The 19,355-nt window shown below is 71.8% G+C and carries 15 protein-coding genes and 3 pseudogenes; all 18 read left to right on the top strand.

The genetic code is table 11. The annotated features are described in order from the left end of the window. Positions 1-81 precede the first annotated feature (81 nt). The 18 genes and pseudogenes from mraZ to PCA76_RS23785 all read left to right on the top strand — a co-directional run bounded on the left by mraZ (position 82) and on the right by PCA76_RS23785 (position 19,337). On the top strand, positions 82-513 hold the full coding sequence (gene mraZ / locus PCA76_RS23870; RefSeq protein ID WP_030488958.1) for a division/cell wall cluster transcriptional repressor MraZ: 432 nt from the start codon (positions 82-84) through the stop codon (positions 511-513). A gap of 205 nt (positions 514-718) precedes the next feature. Beyond that, positions 719-1,828 (top strand): annotated as a pseudogene (gene rsmH, locus PCA76_RS23865) (16S rRNA (cytosine(1402)-N(4))-methyltransferase RsmH). After that, positions 1,818-2,422: pseudogene (locus tag PCA76_RS23860) on the top strand (hypothetical protein). Before rsmH ends, PCA76_RS23860 begins: the two co-directional pseudogenes overlap by 11 nt. 329 nt (positions 2,423-2,751) lie before the next feature. Beyond that, a complete protein-coding gene (locus tag PCA76_RS23855; RefSeq protein ID WP_272619567.1) occupies positions 2,752-4,632 on the top strand; it encodes a peptidoglycan D,D-transpeptidase FtsI family protein in 1,881 nt (626 codons plus the stop codon). 52 nt (positions 4,633-4,684) lie between these two features. Beyond that, positions 4,685-6,247 (top strand): UDP-N-acetylmuramoyl-L-alanyl-D-glutamate--2,6-diaminopimelate ligase, encoded by a 1,563-nt coding sequence (locus PCA76_RS23850; protein ID WP_272612692.1) that lies wholly within the window; start codon positions 4,685-4,687, stop codon positions 6,245-6,247. Beyond that, positions 6,244-7,695, top strand: a complete 1,452-nt coding sequence (locus PCA76_RS23845; RefSeq protein ID WP_272612691.1) for a UDP-N-acetylmuramoyl-tripeptide--D-alanyl-D-alanine ligase — start codon at positions 6,244-6,246, stop codon at positions 7,693-7,695. Before PCA76_RS23850 ends, PCA76_RS23845 begins: the two co-directional genes overlap by 4 nt. Beyond that, entirely contained in the window at positions 7,692-8,816 is a 1,125-nt protein-coding gene (gene mraY, locus PCA76_RS23840; protein WP_272612690.1) for a phospho-N-acetylmuramoyl-pentapeptide-transferase, read from the top strand. The genes PCA76_RS23845 and mraY overlap by 4 nt, the downstream gene beginning before the upstream one ends. 319 nt (positions 8,817-9,135) lie before the next feature. Beyond that, positions 9,136-10,575, top strand: coding sequence for an FtsW/RodA/SpoVE family cell cycle protein (locus tag PCA76_RS23835; protein WP_272619565.1), 1,440 nt, complete (start codon positions 9,136-9,138; stop codon positions 10,573-10,575). Further along, positions 10,575-11,681, top strand: coding sequence for an undecaprenyldiphospho-muramoylpentapeptide beta-N-acetylglucosaminyltransferase (gene murG / locus PCA76_RS23830; RefSeq protein ID WP_272612689.1), 1,107 nt, complete (start codon positions 10,575-10,577; stop codon positions 11,679-11,681). The genes PCA76_RS23835 and murG overlap by 1 nt, the downstream gene beginning before the upstream one ends. Continuing rightward, positions 11,678-13,243 carry a UDP-N-acetylmuramate--L-alanine ligase gene (gene murC, locus PCA76_RS23825; RefSeq protein WP_272612688.1) on the top strand — a complete coding sequence of 522 codons (1,566 nt, stop codon included), beginning with the start codon at positions 11,678-11,680 and terminating at the stop codon, positions 13,241-13,243. The genes murG and murC overlap by 4 nt, the downstream gene beginning before the upstream one ends. Further along, positions 13,240-14,055 (top strand): annotated as a pseudogene (locus PCA76_RS23820) (cell division protein FtsQ/DivIB). Before murC ends, PCA76_RS23820 begins: the two are co-directional and overlap by 4 nt. A 245-nt stretch (positions 14,056-14,300) precedes the next feature. Continuing rightward, positions 14,301-15,416: a cell division protein FtsZ gene (gene ftsZ, locus PCA76_RS23815; RefSeq protein ID WP_110564078.1), complete on the top strand. Its 1,116-nt coding sequence runs from the start codon at positions 14,301-14,303 to the stop codon at positions 15,414-15,416. Positions 15,417-15,425: 9 nt separating this feature from the next. Further along, positions 15,426-16,169, top strand: coding sequence for a YggS family pyridoxal phosphate-dependent enzyme (locus PCA76_RS23810; RefSeq protein ID WP_272612686.1), 744 nt, complete (start codon positions 15,426-15,428; stop codon positions 16,167-16,169). A 190-nt stretch (positions 16,170-16,359) separates the two neighbouring features. Next, a complete protein-coding gene (locus PCA76_RS23805) occupies positions 16,360-17,052 on the top strand; it encodes a cell division protein SepF (RefSeq protein ID WP_272612685.1) in 693 nt (230 codons plus the stop codon). A gap of 30 nt (positions 17,053-17,082) precedes the next feature. Then, positions 17,083-17,388, top strand: a complete 306-nt coding sequence (locus tag PCA76_RS23800; RefSeq protein ID WP_030334503.1) for a YggT family protein — start codon at positions 17,083-17,085, stop codon at positions 17,386-17,388. Between the two features lie 44 nt (positions 17,389-17,432). Then, positions 17,433-18,242: a DivIVA domain-containing protein gene (locus PCA76_RS23795; protein ID WP_272612684.1), complete on the top strand. Its 810-nt coding sequence runs from the start codon at positions 17,433-17,435 to the stop codon at positions 18,240-18,242. An 80-nt stretch (positions 18,243-18,322) separates the two neighbouring features. Beyond that, a complete protein-coding gene (locus PCA76_RS23790) occupies positions 18,323-19,021 on the top strand; it encodes a hypothetical protein (protein WP_272612683.1) in 699 nt (232 codons plus the stop codon). Between the two features lie 10 nt (positions 19,022-19,031). Then, a complete protein-coding gene (locus PCA76_RS23785; RefSeq protein ID WP_272612682.1) occupies positions 19,032-19,337 on the top strand; it encodes a DUF167 domain-containing protein in 306 nt (101 codons plus the stop codon). Positions 19,338-19,355 lie beyond the last annotated feature (18 nt).

Raw genomic sequence — 19,355 nt, 5'->3', positions numbered from 1 at the left:
AATGGTGAGGCCGGGAGGGCTCACCGGCCCGGGGGGTCAGCGGCGCCGCGAACGCCGCTCAAGGGCGAGGGGGTAGGGCCGATGTTTCTCGGCACCCACACTCCGCGCCTGGACGAAAAGGGCCGGTTGATCCTTCCGGCCAAGTTCCGGGATGAGCTGGCGGGGGGTGTCGTGGTCACCAAAGGACAGGAGCGCTGTCTCTACGTTTTCCCGACCCCTGAGTTCCAGCGGATCGCGGAGCAGTTGCGCGCGCAGCCGATGACGCACAAGGCGGCCCGGGCCTACAGCCGGGTCTTCTTCGCCAGCGCGCACGACGAGGTTCCGGACAAGCAGGGTCGGGTGACAATTCCTGCCCACCTGCGGGCGTACGCCGCGCTGGACCGCGAGTTGGTGGTCATCGGCGCGAGCACGCGGGTGGAGATCTGGGACAAGGTCGCCTGGGAGACCTACCTCGCCGAGAGCGAAGACGACTTCGCCGACATCGAGGAGGGGGTGCTGCCCGGCGGTCTGTAGGGCGGAACGGCGCCCGACGTACTGCGAGATCTCCAGCCGCTTTCGAGTTCCTGGCATCCCTTCCCCGGTGCCAGGCGCACGATCCGGTCATCGGGCGAGAGTTCGGTGTCAGGCGGGAGCGGATGGGGATCTGGCAGTACGACGGCAGCGCCGTCTGACGACAGGCGCACAACGAGAACGGACGTTTCAACCAGTGGGGGTCAACATGGGGGAGTTGCGCGGCACGCACGTGCCGGTGCTGCTCGAGCGATGTCTCGAGCTACTGGCCCCCGCGCTGGGTCGAGGCGGCCGGACGGTCCACGTCGACGCGACGCTCGGTCTGGCCGGGCACGCCGAGGCGGTGCTGGAGGCGCACCCGGAGACGGTCCTGATCGGGCTCGACCGGGACACCGAGGCGCTCGCTCACGCACGGGTCCGGCTGGCCCGGTTCGCCGACCGGGTGCACCTGGAGCACGCCGTCTACGACGAGCTGCCCGACGTGTTGGACCGGCTGGGCTATCCGGGCATCGACGGGATCCTGTTCGACCTGGGTGTCTCGTCGCTGCAGTTGGACGCGCCCGACCGCGGGTTCGCGTACGCCCAGGACGCACCACTGGACATGCGGATGGACCAGACCCGGGGGGTGACCGCCGAAGAGGTGGTCAACACGTACGCACATCCGGACCTGGCCCGGGTGCTGCGGGTCTACGGCGAGGAGAAGTTCGCAGGCCGGATCGCCTCGGCGATCATCCGGGAGCGGGAACGCGCTCGGATCACGTCGTCCGCGTTGTTGGCGGAGCTCGTTCGGGACTCCATCCCGGCACCGGCCCGACGAACGGGCGGGCACCCGGCAAAGAGAACGTTTCAGGCTTTACGGATCGAGGTAAACAAAGAGCTGGCAGCGCTGGAGACGGCGCTGCCGTCCGCACTCGACGCACTGACCGTGGGCGGTCGCATGGTGGTCCTGTCCTACCACTCCTTGGAGGACAAGCTCACCAAGGCGGCGCTCGCGGACCGGGTCCGCAACAAGGGCCCGATCGACCTCCCGGTCGAACTACCCGGGTCCGGTCCGACGTTCCGGCTACTCAGCCGGGGCGCCGAACTGCCCGGGGAGGCGGAGGTCGCCACGAACCCGCGCGCCGCCTCGGTGCGGCTGCGGGCCGCGGAGCGACTCGACCCGAACGCGACAGAGCAAGGGCGGACCGACCGCGAACGGTCTCGCCGACGGGTGAAGGGAATGCACCAACCGGGCACGGGGTCCGCCTGATCCGTGGGGGGTCAGGGGCGCCGGGACGGCAGAGGGACGGATGTTGAGGGGGAGGGACATGAACATTGACAAGCGCGACCGCCGGGACGTAACCGGCGGCGGGCAGCGCACACCGCGGTCGGGGGGCCGGACCGCGGCGGAGCGGGCTCCGCGCCTCGGGAACGGTACGCCACGCATCGATCGAGTGAACCGGCAGGGGGAGACTCGCGCCCGGGGGCGCGCGAGTTCCCGACCCAGGGCACCGCTGCGCTGCGGCCGGTGGAGAAGGCTGGCACCGCGACCAGCGCCCGCCCGCCTCGGCTGCGGGTGGCGCCGCCACCGCCGGTGTCGGTGCCGCGCGCGCCGTTCGCGGCGCTGATCGTGGTGCTGGTGGTCGGTGGGGTGCTGGGCATCCTGGCGGTCAACACCAAGATCAATGAGAACGCGTTCCGGCTCGAGCGGTTGCAGCAGCAGCAGGCTCGACTGGACCTGGAGAAGCAGCAGTTGGACAAGCAGATCGCCGAGTCCGAGGCGCCGGGCAACCTGACCGCCGAGGCGCGGCGGCTGGGCCTGGTGGATGCCGGCGAGCCGGGTTACATCCGGCTGCCGGACGGCAAGACCATCGGCGTGCCGCAGCCGGCGACCGGCCAGCCGTCGGTGACGAGCCAGGGTGCGGGAGGCTGACCGGTGCCACCAAGGTCGGACGAGCCGCGCCGGGACCCCACGGGGTCCCGGCGCGGTTCTTCGCGTGACGCCGGCCCCACGGACGGGGAGCCGCGCACCGGCGAGTCGGGCATCGGGGGCATCTCCGGCGCCCGGGCGTACACCCCGAGGGGCCGGACCGTCCGCGAGGAGCGCGGCGCACCGGCCCGGAGCGGGGTGCCGAGCAGCGGCGTACGCCGCGCAGCACCCGGTCCGGCGATCCGTTCCGGCCGGCGTTGCAGGTGCTCGACGGAGGTCGGGCCGCCGCCCGGTCCGGCCGACGCGACGCTCCGGCCGCCGGACGCGGAGGCGTGGTGCGCACCGTCGCGCCGCGTACCCCTCGTGGCCCGGGGGTCGACGAGCCGCCGCCGCGCCGCCGGACCACACCGCGCGCGCCGCGCCGCGCCGACCGCCCTGCGGCCCGCCGGCCGTCCCGCAAGCCACCGCGCCCGCCGAAGCTGGCCGACTCGCGGCTGCGCCTGCGACTGGGCACCGCGCTCGCCCTGCTGCTCTTTGTCAGCATCGGGATCCGGCTGATCTTCCTCCAGGCGGTCGATGCCCCGGCGTACGCCGGTGGCGGCACCGCCGACCGCCTCCGCACGGTCGAGCTGCCGGCGCCGCGGGGCGCGATCTACGACAGCACCGGCGCGCCGCTGGCCCGTAGTGTCGAGGCGCGGTACGTCTTCGCCGACCCGACCGAGGTGAAGGACCCGCCCGGCGTCGCCAAGGCGCTCTCTCCGCTGCTCGGCATCCCGGCGTCGAAGCTCGTCGAGCTGATGAAGCCCCGCAAGCTGGAGAACGGCAAGGATTCCACGTTCGCCTACCTGGCCCGGGGGGTGGAGATCGCGACCGCCAAGCGGGTGCAGGCGCTGGAGCTGCCCGGCATCGGGGTGCACCGCGACGAGAGCCGTGACGTGCCCGGCGGCGACCTGGCGGCCAACCTGATCGGCTTCACCAGCCAGGACATGGACGGGCTGGAGGGGTTGGAGGCCCGCTACGACGACCTGCTCGCCGGGCAGGACGGCAAGCGGGTGTACGAGGCTGGCCTCGGTGACCTCGCCGCACCGATCCCGGGCGGCTACAGCCGGACCACGCCCGCCAAGCCGGGCAGCTCGCTGACCCTCACCATCAATCGCGACCTGCAGTTCCGGACGCAGCAGATCCTCAGCGCCGGCATGGCCCAGCAGCCGGGCGGCACCGGCGTCGCCGTGATCATCGAGATTCCCTCCGGTGCGGTGCTGGCCCAGGCCAGCAATCCCACCTACAACGCGGCGAAGCCAACGCCCAGCGACCCGGTCGCCCGGGAAGACGCGGCGACCAGCTTCGTCGTCGACCCCGGCTCGATCCACAAGGCGATCACCTACGGCGCGGCGTTGCAGGAGGGCGTGATCACGCCGGACACCACGCTGCCCATCGCCAACAGCATCAAGATGGGCGACACCTGGTTCTCCGACACGCACCCGGCCGACGGCAAGCGAATGAGCGTGCCGGGGATGCTCGCCTACTCGTCGAACGTCGGCACCATCACCATCGCCGAACAGCTCGGCCGGGACCGGCTGATCGACTACCAGAAGCGGTTCGGGCTGGGTAAGCCCACCGGCGAGGGGATGCCGGGGGAGGCCAGCGGGCGACTGCTGCCGGCCGACGAGTGGAGCGGGTCGTCGCACGGGTCGGTGCCGATCGGGCACAGCGTCGACGCCACCCCACTGCAGATGGCCGCCGCGTACGCCGCCATCGCCAACAACGGCACGTACGTGCAGCCCCACCTGGTCAAGGAGGTGATCGGCCCGGACGGCAAGCGCACCCCCACACCGGCCCCGGTGACCCGGTCGGTGCTCAGCCCGCAGAACGCCGTGGCCCTCCGTACGATGCTGGAGGCGGTCACCAGCGTCGACCATGCCACCGGCCTGACCGCCGCGGTCCCCGGTTACCGGGTCGCCGGCAAGACCGGCACCGGGTGGCGGCTGGTGAACGGCAAGAAGCAGCCCGGTGAGGTGTCCTCGTTCATCGGGATGGCCCCCGCCGAGAACCCCCGATACGTGATCGCCGTCTTCGTCTACGCGCCGAACGGCGGGGGCGCGGCGATCGCCAATCCCGCGTTCCGGGACATGATGCAGTTCACTCTGCGTCACTACCGCGTACCGCCTTCCACGGGCGGTTCGGCCCCCAAGTTCGTGGTCTATCCGCGCTGAGCAGCGAGGGCGGGACATCATCGGTGAGTGCCGACGAACCACCGGGGCGGCTGTGCGGCCGGAACCGGACGACCGGGTAGGGTCTGACGCCGTGCCCGGCAATCCACGTCCACGTACCGTGACCGGAGTCCGGCTCGGTGATCTCGCCGTCCGACTCGCCGTCGACCTCCCGGCGGATGCCGCCGCGGTGGTCGTCACCGGGGCCACCCACGCCAGCCAGGAGGTTCGCCCCGGCGACCTCTACGCGGCGCTGCCCGGTGCCCGTCGGCACGGCGCGGAGTTCGCCGCCGCCGCCGCCGAGGCGGGTGCCGTGGCCCTGCTGACCGACCCCGCGGGTGCGGAGCTGGCGGCGGGGAGCGGTCTGCCCGCCCTGGTGGTGCCCGACCCGCGCGCCGTGCTCGGCGAGCTGTCCTCGGCCGTGTACGGGGACCCGACCGCCGATCTCATCATGATCGGGGTGACCGGCACCGCCGGAAAGACCTCCACCGCGTACCTCGTCGAGTCGGGGCTGCGGGCCGCCGGGCACACCACCGGGTTGATCGGCACCGTGGAGACCCGGCTCGGGGACCTGGTGATCGACAGTGTGCGCACCACCCCCGAGGCGACCGACCTGCACGCCATGCTGGCCACCGCCCGCGAGCGTGGGGTCACCGCCGTGGTCATGGAGGTTTCCAGTCACGCCCTGGCCATGGGCCGGGTGGGCGGTGTCCGGTTCGCCGTCGGCGGTTACACCAACTTCGGCTCCGACCACCTGGACTTCCACGCCGACAGCGACGACTACTTCGCCGCGAAGGCCCAGCTCTTCGACGGGCGCTGCGCGGTCGAGGTGCTCAACCACGACGACCCGGCACTGCAGCCGCTGCACAAGCCGGCGACGGTCACCTACTCGGCGGCCGGTGACCAGGGCGCGACCTGGTGGGCCGACGGCGTGGGCGGCGAGGGGTACGCCCAGCGGTTCACCGCGCACGGCCCGAACGGCGCGGTCCTGTCCGCCGGGGTGGCGCTGCCCGGACGGCACAACGTGGCCAACGCGCTGCTGGCCATCGCCGCGCTGGTCGCCGCCGGTGTGGACCCGGCGACCGCGGCGGCGGGCGTGGCTGCCTGCGGTGGCGTACCGGGTCGGCTGGAGCTGGTCGACGTCGCCGCGCCGGTGCGCGGGATCGTCGACTACGCGCACAAGTCGGACGCGATCGTGGCAGCGCTGGCCGCGTTGCGCGAGCTGAGCGCCGGCCGGTTGATCTGCGTGATCGGCGCCGGCGGGGACCGGGACCGGGGCAAGCGGCCGGTGATGGGCGCCGCCGCGGCGGAGGGGGCCAACGTGGTGCTGGTGACCGACGACAATCCGCGTACCGAGGATCCGGCGGAAATCCGCGCCGAGGTGCTCGCCGGGGCGTACCGGGCTGGCACGGCCGCCCGGATCATCGAGGTGGCGGGTCGCCGCGCCGCGATCGACGAGGCGGTTCGACTGGCCGAGCCGGGCGACGTGATCGCGCTGCTCGGTAAGGGGCACGAGCGGGGCCAGGAGGTGGCGGGCGAGGTGTTTCCGTTCGACGACACCATCGAGCTGGCCGACGCGCTGCGGGCCCGCTTCGGGGACCTGGCGGGTCAGCGGTGATCGCGCTGACCCTGGCCGAGGTGGCTGCCGCGGTCGACGGGCGGCTGGTGGCCGCCGACCCGGCCGCCACCGTCACCGGTTCCGTGGAGTTCGACTCGCGGAAGGTGGGGCCCGGTTCGCTCTTCGTGGCCTTCCCGGGGGAGAAGGTCGACGGGCACGACTACGCGGCGACGGCGATCCAGGCCGGCGCGGTGGCGGTGCTCGGCAGCCGTGAGGTGCCCGGGGTGCCGATGGTGCTGGTCGACGACGCCCTGGCCGCGATGGGCCGGCTGGCGCGCGCGGCGGTGGACCGGCTGCCCGGGCTGACCGTGATCGGCGTGACCGGCTCCTCCGGCAAGACCACCACGAAGGACCTGATCGGTCAGCTCACCGCCCGACTCGGGGCCACGGTGGCGCCGCCCGGCTCGTTCAACAACGAGCTGGGGCACCCGCACACCGCCCTGCGGGCCGGGCCGGACACCCGCTACCTGGTGATGGAGAAGGGCGCGCGCGGGGTCGGGCACGTGCGTTACCTCTGTGAGCTGGTGCCGCCCCGGATCTCCGTGGTGCTCAACGTCGGCACCTCGCACATCGGCGAGTTCGGCTCGCAGGAGGCGATCGCCCTGGCCAAGGGCGAACTGGTCGAGGCGCTGCCGGCGGACGGGCTGGCCGTGCTGAACGCCGACGACCCCCGGGTGGACGCGATGGCGAGCCGCACCCGGGCCCGGGTGGTCCGCTACGGCGAGGCGCCGGACGCCGACGTGCGCGCCGAGGACGTCACCCTGGACGAGCGGGGGCACCCGTCGTACACCCTGGTCACCCCGGAGGGGCGCGCGCCGGTCCGGCTCGGGCTGACGGGCCGTCACCAGGTCTGGAACACGCTCGCGGCGGCGGCGGTAGCCCGGGAACTGGGCATGCCGCTGGCCGAACTGGCCACGGCCCTCGGCGAGTTGGGGCTGGTCTCGACCCGCCGGATGGACGTCTTCGACCGCCCCGACGGGGTGACCGTCATCGACGACTCGTACAACGCCAACCCGGCCTCGATGGCGGTTGCGGTGCGGGCGCTGATCAGCATCGGCCAGGGTCGGCGTACCGTCGCGGTGCTCGGTTACATGGCCGAGCTGGGCCCGTTCGAGTCCGACGGCCACGCCGAGGTCGGCCAACTGGCGGCCGAGCTGGGTGTGGACCGGCTGCTCGTGGTGGGTGAGCCGGCGGCGCCGATCCACGAAGGCGCGACAGCGGTAGCGAACTGGGGAGGAGAGTCGGTGCTGCTCACCGATCAGGCGGCGGCCGTCGAGGTGCTGCGGAGCGAGCTACGACCGGGCGATGTCGTCCTGGTCAAGGGCTCCCGGTACCGGACGTGGGAGGTGGCCGACGCCCTGCGCGCCGAGGCCGGTGGGGACTCCACGCGGAGCGCGGGGAGTGAGCTTGCGAGCCCCGCAGTCCCGACCGAAGGTGGCACCGAATGAGGGCGGTCATCGTCGCCATCGGCGTGGCCTTCCTCGTCTCGCTCTTCTGCACGCCCATCGCGATAAAGGTGTTCACCCGACTCAAGGCCGGCCAGCCGATCCGATCCGACGGCCCGGCCATGCACCAGGGCAAGAAGGGCACGCCCACGATGGGTGGCGTGGTCTTCATCCTGGCCACGGTGATCGCGTACGTGGCCGGGCACCTGGCCCTGACCACCCTGCCGGACCAGCAGATCGCGCAGGTGGAGCCGACCATCACCGCGTTGGTGCTGCTGGGGCTGATGGTCTTCTCCGGCGCGGTGGGTTTCCTCGACGACTTCCTCAAGGTGCGCAAGCGCAACAGCGCCGGGCTCAACAAACGCGGCAAGCTGCTCGGCCAGATCCTGGTCGGTGCGGTCTTCGGCGTGGTCGCGCTGTACTTCCCGAGCACGATGACCGACGCGACGGGCTTGGCGACCAACACCGAGACGGTGGGCAGCACCACGCTGAGCTTCATCCGGGACATCAACGTCCTGGAGGTCAGCAAGGTCGGCGCGGTGATCATCTTCATCTTCGTGGTGATGGGCGCGACGAACGGCGTCAACCTCACCGACGGCCTGGACGGTCTGGCCACCGGCGCCTCGGTGATGGTGCTCGCCGCGTACGCGTTGATCGCGTTCTGGCAGTACCGCCACTGGTGCGCCGACCCGAGCTACACGCAGGACTACTGCTACGCCGTCCGGGACCCGTTGGAGATCGCCCTGATAGCCGGGGCGGCGGCCGGAGCCTGTGTGGGCTTCCTGTGGTGGAACACGTCCCCTGCGCGGATCTTCATGGGTGACACCGGCGCGCTGGGGCTGGGCGGTCTGATCGCCGGCATGGCGATGTCCACCCGCACCATCCTGCTGCTGCCGATCATCGGTGGGCTCTTCGTGATCATCACGATGTCCGTGGTGATCCAGATCATCTCCTTCAAGACCACCGGTAAACGTGTGTTCCGGATGTCGCCCCTGCAGCACCACTTCGAGTTGGCCGGCTGGAGCGAGGTCAACATCGTGGTGCGCTTCTGGATCATCGCCGGCATCGGCGTAGCCATCGCCCTAGGCCTCTTCTACAGCGAGTTCCTCGCCAACATGACCTAGCCCGCGCCCTCGCGATCTTGCACTTTCGGCCCCTGGAATGCCCCGTTCTGCGGCTTCCGTCGGGGCCGAAAGTGCAAGATCAGCGGGAAGGTCGGGGGCTCGACACGCCCGAGGTGCCGTTGTGGGCGTGCGCGGCGCGTCCAGCGGTGATGATGTCGGGGTGGGGGAGGATTCAGGCACCGACGACAGGACAGCCGGTCGGCCGCGACGGTCACCGGGCGCGGCGCGTACCGCGGAGGCCGGCCCGCCGCCGGACGACGCGCGGGCCCGAGAACCGAATGCGGCACCGCGCGAGGCGGAACCAGCGCCGTCCGTTCCGCTGCGCGGGTTGGACGCGGCCGGCGGGCTCGCCGCGCTGCGGGGCCTACTGGACCGGCCGCTGGCGTCCTACTACCTGCTGTTGTCCTGCTCCGGTCTGCTGCTGCTGATCGGGCTGACCATGGTCTTCTCGGCGACCAGCGTCAAGGACTACGCCGAGGACGGCAACGCCTCGGCCTCGGTGACCAAGCAGGCCATCTTCGCGGTGATCGGCATCGGGGCGTTCTGGGCCTGTCAGCGCCTGCCCGCCAGCACCTACCGGTCCCTGGGCCGGCCGCTGCTGTTCACCTCGATGGGGCTCCTGCTGCTGCTCAACCTGCTGCTGGCCTACGCTCGGCTCAGCGGCCAGAAATCGGCGCAGATCGGCCCGATCGAGGCACGGCTGCTCTGGCTGTTCATCGGCGGGGTCCAGGTGCAGCCCTCGGAGTTGGCAAAGTTCGCGCTGGTGCTGTGGGGCGCGCACCTGATCGCCCGTAAGGGCGCCGCGCTGGGGTGGTGGCGGGAACTGGCCACCCCGCTCTTCCCGGTGATGGGCCTGCTCTTCGTCCTGGTCGGCTACAACGACGTGGGCACGATGCTCTGCCTGCTGGCCCTGGTGGTGGGCCTGCTCTGGGCCGCCGGCGTACGGATGCGGGTCTTCGGCGCGCTCACGGTGGTCGGTCTGCTCGGCGTCGGCCTGCTCGTCGCGGTGGCCTCGCTCGGCGCTGGCTCCGGCGAGAGCGGCGAGGAAAACTACCGCTTCGCCCGGCTGGCCATGTTCTTCAATCCACCGGACCCGGAGACGTGCAAGCTCGACGACTGCCTCCAGTTCTACCAGGGGCGACTGGCCATCGAGCACGGCGGCTGGTTCGGTGTCGGGCTGGGCAAGGGCAGCCTGAAGTGGGACTGGCTGCCCGAGGCGCACAACGACTTCATCTTCGCCATCGTCGCCGAGGAATTGGGCGTGATCGGGTGCGTCGTGGTGCTCACCCTGTTCGCGGTCCTCGCGTACACCGGGTTGCGGATCGCCCGGCGGGTCGACGACCCGTTCCGCCGGCTCGCCGCCGCCGCCGTGACCACCTGGCTGGCCAGCCAGGCCGTGATCAACATCGGTGGTGTGGTCGGGCTGCTGCCGATCACCGGCCTGCCGCTGCCGTTCATCTCCGACGGCGGAAGTGCCCTGGTCGTGACGTTGGCCGGGATCGGAATGCTGGCGTCCTTCGCCCGCGCCGAACCCGATGCGGCCAGAGCACTGCATGCCCGTCCGCCGGCCCGGTGGGTCCGACTACTCTGGGCCCCGTTGCCGCCGCTTCCCGGCCGGCGCCGCCGACCGGCGACGCCGCCTGCTGGCCGAGGGTCCGTGCCCCGGTCCCGCGAGCGGCGCCATGACGATCAGGCCGCGCCGCGCGGGGTCCGACAGGACCGGAGCCGCGGGGGTACGGCGAGCGAGAGGAGACGCTGATGGGTCCGCTGCGTTCGGTGGTGCTCGCGGGAGGTGGCACCGGGGGGCACGTCTACCCGCTGCTCGCCTTCGCCGACTGCCTGCGCCGACACGACCCGGGCGTCCGGATCACCTGCCTCGGCACACCACGCGGCATGGAGAACGACCTGATCCCGCCGCAGGGCTACGACCTGCGGCAGATCCCGGCGTACCAACTGCCCCGGTCGGTCAACATGAACCTGGTCCGTACTCCGGGCCGGATGTGGACCGCGGCGCGCGCCGCGGGCAAGGTGATCGACGAGGTGCGCGCCGACGTGGTCGTCGGCTTCGGTGGGTACGTCTCGGTGCCGGCCTACCTCGCCGCCTGGCGTCGGGAGATGCCCATGGTGATCCATGAGGTGAACGTGCCCCCGGGCGTGGCCAACCGGCTGGGCATGAAGTTCACCAAGAACATCGCCGTCGGCTTCCCGCACCAGCCGAGCCAGGCCGAGTCGCTGCGCGACGCCACCGTGGTCGGGGTGCCGCTGCGCCGCGCCATCGCCGGGCTGGACCGGTACGCGCTGCGTAACGCCGCCCGCGCCCACTTCGGGCTCCGCCCGGACCTGCCGGTGCTCTTCGTCTCCGGCGGCTCGTCGGGTGCCCGCTCGATCAACCTGGCGGTCTCCGGGGCGGCCAAGGAGTTGGCCCGCAACGGCGTGCAGGTGCTGCACGTGATGGGTGCCCGCAACGAGCCGGTGCCGATCCCCACCGACCTGCCGGTGCCGTACGTGACGCTGCCGTACCTGTCCGAGATGGAGCTGGGCTACGCCGCCGCCGACCTGATGCTGGCCCGGGGCGGTGCGATGACCGTGGCCGAGGTGGCCGCGATCGGGCTGCCCACGATCTACGTGCCGTACCCGCACAGCAACCAGGAGCAGCGGCGCAACGCGCTGCCCGTGGTGGAGGCCGGCGGCGGGCTCCTGGTCGACGACGCCGAACTCACCCCGGACTGGTTGGAGCGCACCGTCATTCCACTGATCCGCGACCCACAGCGGTTGTACGCGATGGGCGCCGCCGCAGGAGCGTACGGGCGGCGCGACGGTGACGAGGCGCTGCGTTCCTTCGTCATCGAGGCGGTGGCCCGATGACCGCGCAGTTCACCCCGGCCGGCACGCTCACCGCCGAGGATCTGGGCGCCGTCCACCTGATCGGGGTGGGTGGGGTGGGCATGCTCGGCGTGGCCCGGCTGCTCCTCACCCGTGGCATCCGGGTCTCCGGCAGCGACCTGCGGGAGTGGCCCTCGCTGGCGGGCCTGCGGGCGCTCGGCGGCACCATCCACCTCAGTCACGAGGTGAGCAACCTCGACGGTGTGGACACCGTCGTCTACTCGTCGGCGATTCCGCAGGACCACCTGGAGTTGGTCGAGGCGCGTCGGCGTGGCCTGCGGGTGCTGCACCGCTCGGAGGCGCTCGCTGCGGCGATGACCGGCCGTCGGGCGGTGGCGGTCGCCGGCACACATGGCAAGACCACCACCACCTCGATGGTGACGATGGTGCTCCAGCAGGCCGGTGTGGACCCGTCCTTCGTGATCGGTGGGGAGATCTCCGAGGTCGGCTCGGGTGCCCACCACGGCACCGGCGAGCACTTCGTGGTCGAGGCGGACGAGAGCGACCGCTCGTTCCTCATCTACCGCCCGTACGTCTCGATCATCACCAACGTCGAGGCGGACCACCTCAACACCTACGGCGACTACGCGACGCTGGAGGCGGCGTTCGTGGAGTTCGCCCGCCTCACCGACCCGGACGGGTTCATCATCACCTGCGCAGACGATCCGGGCGGTCGCCGGCTGGCCGAGAGCCTGCGCGCCGAGGGGCGGCGGGTGTTCACCTACGGCGAGGCGGCCGATGCCGACCTGCGGTTGACCGAGGTCGTCTCCTCGGCGCGTGGCGTGCGCTACCTGGCCTCGATCGACGGCCGGTCGCTGGGGGAGTTCCGGCTGCCGGTGCCGGGGCGGCACATGGGACTGAACAGCGCTGCCGCGGTGCTGGCCACGTACCTGCTGCAACTGCCGTTGGAGGCGGCGGAGGCCGCGCTGGCGGTGTTCCCCGGCGTGCGACGACGCTTCGAGCGCAAGGGCATCGCGGACGGCGTGCTGGTCTACGACGAGTACGCCTACCACCCGACCTCGATGACGTTGGCGATGCAGACGCTGCGCGAGGTGGCCGGCGACGGGCGGTTGATCGTCGTCTTCCAGCCGTACCGGCTGTACCGCACCCGCGACTCCCAGGCGGAGATCGCCGAGGCGCTGGCCATCGCCGACGAGGTGGTGCTGTTGGAGGTCTTCGGGCCGGGTGAGCTGCGCCAGCCCGGCGAGGGTTCGGCGGCGCTGATCGCGGCGGTGGCGCTGCCCGCCGACCGCAAGGTCTTCGTCGACTCGTGGGAGGCCGCGCCGGTCGAGGTGGCCCGTCGGGCCCGCTCGGGTGACGTGGTGGTGACCATGGGTGCCCCGCCGATCTCGCTGATGGGTGACGAGCTGCTGGCCGCGCTGGGTGAGCGCAGCGCCGGCTCCGCGCCGACCGCGACCGTCGACCCGGTGGCCATCGCCCCGGCGATCGGTGATCCGGTGCCGGGTGGGGCCACTGCCGGGGGCGACGGGGCGGCCCTCGGTCGCACCGCCGCACCCGGCGGCACGGCGCCCACGGCCGGATGAGTCCCGGCCCGGCCCGGGGCGGACCAGCGCCGCCGACGGCGGCGCCCGCGCCGCGGTCCGGCCCGGCGTTGGCAGCTGGTCCGGGCGGGCCGTGACGCGGTGCCCCCTCGACCCGCCGGTTCATGGCCCGTGCCCGGCAGCGTCGCATGCGTGCGGCGCTGCCGTGGGCGGTGGCTGCCGGGGTGTTCGCGCTGGGTGGCCTGGTCGCCTGGGCGGTGCTCGGCACCGGGCTGTTCGGTGTCCGGGAGGTCCGGGTGGAGGGCGCCGACCTGGTCACCCAGGTCCAGGTGCACGACGCGGTCGGAGTGCCGGACGGGGTGCCGCTGGCCCGGGTGGACCTGGCCGCCGCCGCCCGCCGGGTTGGCGCGCTGCCCCCGGTGGAGCGGGCCACGGTGTCCCGGGACTGGCCTGGCACGTTGGTGGTGCGGGTGACCGAGCGGTCCCCGGTGGCGGTGGTGCCGCAGGGCGAGGTGTTCGCCGTGATCGACCGGAGCGGGGTGGCGTTCCGGACGGTGGACCGACGCCCCGCCGAGCTGCCGCAGGTGACGGTGGCCCACCCGGCCGCCGACGACCCGGGCACCAAGGCCGCGCTGGAGGTGCTCGTCGCGCTGACCCCGCAGCTGCGCGCGGAGCTGGTGGACGTGAGCGTGGAGGGGTTGGCCCGGATCAGCCTGCGGTTGCGGGGCGATCGGACGGTGGTCTGGGGCGACGCGACCCGGGGTACGGACAAGGCCCGGGTGGCCACCGCGCTGCTCGATCAGGACACCGACCGGATCGACGTGAGCGCGCCGGACGTGGTGACCTTTCGGTGACCTGGGAGCGTGCGCGGAGGTGACCCGTCACGCTCCGCGCGGCGACACGCCGCTCGGGTCCTTGGCTCATCGGGCGGTGGCGCTTACGTTGCCCCGAAGAGGATCAGTGGTTGACATAACTGTAAGCCTCTAGTAGAGGGTTAAGGTTCACCTCTGATCCTCGCTGGTGACAGCTGTCGTCGGCCGCTGGTCTGGCCACGCCGTACCCGGTCGGCCGAAGCCAATCTCGAAGGAAAGGACCGGAGATGACACCTCCGCACAACTACCTGGCGGTCATCAAGGTCGTCGGCATCGGGGGCGGCGGCGTCAACGCCGTCAACCGGATGATCGAGGTTGGGCTCAAGGGCGTCGAGTTCATCGCGATCAACACCGATGCGCAGGCGCTGCTGATGAGTGACGCCGACGTCAAGCTCGACGTCGGGCGGGAGCTGACCCGCGGCCTGGGTGCCGGCGCCAACCCGGACGTCGGCAAGAACGCCGCCGAGGACCACCGCGACGAGATCGAGGAGGTGCTCAAGGGCGCCGACATGGTCTTCGTGACCTGCGGTGAGGGCGGCGGCACCGGCACCGGCGGCGCGCCCGTCGTGGCGAACATCGCCCGCAAGCTCGGCGCGCTCACCATCGGCGTGGTGACCCGTCCGTTCTCCTTCGAGGGCAAGCGCCGCCAGGTGCAGGCCGAGACGGGAATAGACGAACTCCGCAACCAGTGCGACACCCTGATCGTCATCCCGAACGACCGGCTGCTGGCCCTGGGTGACCGCAACATCAGCATGATGGACGCGTTCCGCACGGCCGACCAGGTGCTGCTCTCGGGTGTGCAGGGCATCACCGACCTGATCACCACCCCGGGTCTGATCAACCTGGACTTCGCCGACGTCAAGAGCGTGATGAGCGGCGCCGGCAGCGCGTTGATGGGCATCGGCAGCGCCCGCGGGGAAAATCGCGCGGTCGAGGCGGCCGAGGCGGCCATCTCCAGCCCGCTGCTGGAGCAGAGCATGGACGGCGCGCGCGGCGTGCTGCTCTCCATCGCCGGCGGGTCCGACCTGGGCCTGTTCGAGATCAACGACGCTGCCCAGCTGGTCACTGACGCGGCTCACCCGGACGCCAACATCATCTTCGGCGCGGTCATCGACGACGCGCTCGGCGACGAGGTGCGGGTGACGGTCATCGCGGCTGGCTTCGACGGCGGCACGCCCGCGTACAAGGCGGCCGAGCCGACCCGCAAGACCAACACCAACCAGCCGGCGCCGCAGAGCACCCCGGTGCCGGCACCGGCCACCAACCCGGCTCCGGCCCAGTCGCCGCGCCGAGTGCTCTTCGACGACGTGGACGTTCCCGACTTCCTCAAGAACGGGTCCTGAGCACCGCCGATGACCGACAGCTCAGCTACGGTGCGGCCGGACCGGCACGCCGAACTCGAGGCCGGCCTGGCCCAGGTCCGATCCCGGATCGCCGACGCCTGCGCGGAGGCCGGCCGGGACCGCGCCGAGGTCACGATGATCGCGGTGACGAAGACCTACCCGGCCAGCGACGTGGTGGCGCTGGCCGGGCTCGGCGTGACCGACATGGGGGAGAACCGCGACCAGGAGGCAGCCGGTAAGGCCGCCGAGGTGGCTGCGGCCGGGGTACGTCCCCGTTGGCACTTCATCGGCCAGCTGCAGCGCAACAAGGCCCGCTCGGTGGTCCGGTACGCCGACGTGGTGCAGTCCGTCGACAGTGTCCGGCTGGCCCGGGCGCTGGCCACCGCGGCCGCCGACCGGGAGGTGCCGCTCGACGCCATGATCCAGGTGAGCATCGACGGCGACGCGGCCCGGGGCGGAGCGCTGCCCGGTTCGGCCGATCCGGGTGCCGGGCTGGAACCGGTGGCCGAGGCGGTCGCCGAAGCGCCAGGCCTGCGTCTGGTGGGTCTCATGGCGGTGGCGCCGCTGGGGTGGGAGCCGGACCGGGCCTTTGCCCGACTCGCCGAGGTTGCCGGCGTGTTTCGGGCAGTCCATCCGGGAGCGACTGACCTCTCCGCGGGAATGAGCGGAGATTTCGACATCGCGATCCGATACGGCGCGACACATGTCCGCGTCGGTAGCGCGTTGCTCGGAATGCGTCCCACGCTGCGGTAGCCTGACCGCGAGACATGCAAATTACATCAGTGTTGTTTCAGGGGTGGCGTCTCCTAGTCGGGGGTCGTGGCGTGCGACGCGAATCGCGCGCCGGGGGATTGCCATCCCGGTCCGATGGGCATGGTTGTCCACTCGCGACGGGCGACATGGCACGGGGGCGCGTGCCGCACGGCGGACGGAAGGGCGCGGGATGGGTGCACTGCGCAAGGCGGGGGTCTGGCTCGGTCTGGTCGAAGAAGACGACGAGCGGGCCTACGACGACGGTGGCTACGACAAGGGTGGCTACCGCGACTCGCGTTACCGGCAGAGCCGGTACGCCGAGGAGTTCGCCGACGAGGATGAGGACGACACCGAGGAGCCGCCGGCTCCCCGGCCGCGTGCCAGTGAGCGGGGTCGACTCTCCGAGCGTGCGAGCGGGCGGTTGAGCGAGTCCGAGCGTGGTGACGTCGAGCGTCCGGAGCGGGTCGAGCGGGCCAGCGTCCGATCGATCACCCGGTCGTCGGCGGGCGAGACCTCCGGCGCGCTGACCTACCACACCCGGGACAATCTGGCCCTCGCGCCGCAGGTCACGTCGCGGGAGCGGGCGCTGCCCGAGGAGGAGCAGCGCTACCAGATCACGACCCTGCACCCGACCACCTACCGGGAGGCGCGCACGATCGGTGAGCACTTCCGCGACGGTGTTCCAGTGATCATCAATCTCACCGAGATGGATGAGGCCGATGCCCGCCGTCTGGTGGACTTCGCCGCCGGTCTGGCGTTCGGCCTGCGCGGTACGATCGAGCGCGTGACCAATCGGGTGTTCCTGCTCTCACCGGCTAATGTCCAGGTCACCGCTGAGGACAAGGCCAAGATCGCTGAGGGCGGTTTTTTCAGTCTGAGTTGACCCCGCCCGACCCGAGGGACGTCGCTGACCGTGTTGTCGATCTTACTGCAAGTGCTGTACCTGATCCTTTATGTCTTCCTGCTCCTTCTTCTGTCCCGGTTCGTGTTGAGCGCCGTCCTGCAGTACGGCCGCCGCTGGCAACCGGGGCGTGGCGCATCGGCAGGATTGGAATCCGTGTGGAGCGTCACTGATCCCCCTCTCAACGCGTTGAGGCGTGTGATCCCTCCGCTGCGAATTGGTACCGTGAGCATCGACCTGGCCTCCCTTGTGCTCCTGGTTATCCTGTTCGTGCTGATGGAGTTCGTGTTAGGGCCGTCGATCAGGGCATCTGCCTGATGACCGACGCGCTTTCGCGGCCGCAACTGACCCGAGGAGTTTCGATGCCGCTGACCCCGGCCGACGTCCACAACGTCGCCTTCAAAAAGCCGCCGATCGGCAAACGGGGGTATGACGAGGAGGAGGTCGACGCCTTCCTGGACGAGGTCGAGCGCGAGCTCGCCCGTCTCATCGAGGAAAACAACGAGCTGCGCGCCCAGGTGGAGCGCGGCGGCCGTGGCGGTGCCCCCGCAGGCCCCGGCGGCGACGCCCGACTTGCGGCGGAGCTCAACGACGTCAAGGCCCAACTGGACCGGGTGCAGCGCGACAAGTCGGCAGCCGAGCAGGCGGCCCGCGCGATGCAGTCCGAGCTGGAGCAGGTCCGCGCGACCGGCGGCCCGGCCGGCGGCGTCACCGGTGACGGTGAGCAGCAGGCCCTGCGCGTGCTGATGATGGCCCAGCGCACCGCCGACGACCACGTGTCCGACGCTCGTCGCGAGGCCGACCAGCTGCTGTCCGAGGCCCGTGGCAAGGCCGAGGAGGTGACCCGGGAGGCGCGCGCGAAGGCTGACGCCCTCGAGCGGGACGCACGCCAGCGGCACCAGGAGGCCATGGGCGGCCTGGACGCCAAGCGCACGGCGCTGCAGAAGCACATCGAGGAGCTCAAGCAGTTCGAGCGCGAGTACCGCACCCGGCTCAAGGCATACCTGGAGAGCCAGCTGCGTGACCTCGACGGTCGCGGCCAGGGCCTCGAGGCCGAGATGACCCGTTCCGAGGCAGGTCGGGTCGCTGGCGGCAACGGGCTCGCTGCTGCGGGTCTCGCCGGGTCCTACGGCGGCGGCGGGCGCTCCGGCGCCCTCGAAGCCGGACGCTGAGCACCGGCCGGCGATCGCTGTCCGCCAATGGTGACGGTCGCCGGCCTTGTCTGGACGGTACGACGCGGCGGGGGTGAGCCGTGATAGTCGCAAGTCTCCTGCTCATCCTCGTCGCGGTGGTACTGCTGGTGCTCGGTCTGGCCGGTGGTTCCAGCTTTATGTTGATCATCTCCATCGCGGCCAGTCTGCTGGCCGCCGTGGCGTTGGTGGTGGGCGCCCGCCAGGCAGCCGCCAACCGCGCTACGGCGGATCCCGGCCGGACCGGCCGGCGGCACCCCGACGCACCCCGCACGGCCAGCCAGGCCACGCCGGATGTCGCGTACGGGCCACCGCTGGTCGAGCCGGAGGTGCCGGTCCAGCACATGCCCACGACGGTTGGTACCGGCGGCACCGGGTGGCGGCAACCACCCGCGCCGCCGGTTGACCAGGGGGCGCCGTTCGTGACTCCGGCCGATGACGCGTCCGCTCGTGCCAGACCCGTCAGCCCGGCGTCGCCGTTCGCGGCGTCGACCGACGACGCCTTCCGCCGTGACGCCCCGGCAGTCGACGAGCCGGCCGAGCAGCCGGTCACCCCCGCCGAGGCGGCCCGGGTGGCTCGACTTCCCGATCCGGTCCAGGTGGTGGACGGTCGCCCCCGCTACCACCTCGACAGTTGCCCGCACCTCGTTGGTCAGGTACCCGAGACACTGCCGGTCGCCGAGGCCGTGGAGCTCGGTTTCACTCCGTGCGCGCACTGCGCGCCAGCCACCGCTCTGCTCGCCGACGCCCGGCCGATCTGAAGCGGCGCCGGTGCCCGCGCAGGACACGCTCACCGTGGCGGTACGAGTGAAGCCTGGTGCCTCCCGGGACCGGGTGGGCGGCCGCTTCGATGGTCCGCACGGGCCCGCCCTCGTGATCGCGGTGCACGACCCGGCCGTCGACGGCCGGGCGACCGAGGCGGCTCGCCGGGCATTGGCCGGGGCCCTGGGGGTCCGACCGGCCGCGGTGTCACTGCGCGCCGGCGCGGCGAGTCGGGACAAGCTCTTCCTCGTCGATCGGCCCGGCCCGGAGCTGTCCGGGGTGCTGCGCCGACTGCGCGACGGATCCGCCGAGTGAGGAAAGCCCAGGCCAGGA

Source organism: Micromonospora sp. LH3U1, from assembly GCF_028475105.1.
In the GTDB taxonomy this organism is placed as follows: Bacteria; Actinomycetota; Actinomycetes; order Mycobacteriales; family Micromonosporaceae; genus Micromonospora.
Note: the sequence above shows the minus strand (reverse complement) of the source record. Positions and strands in the feature narration are given on the sequence as shown.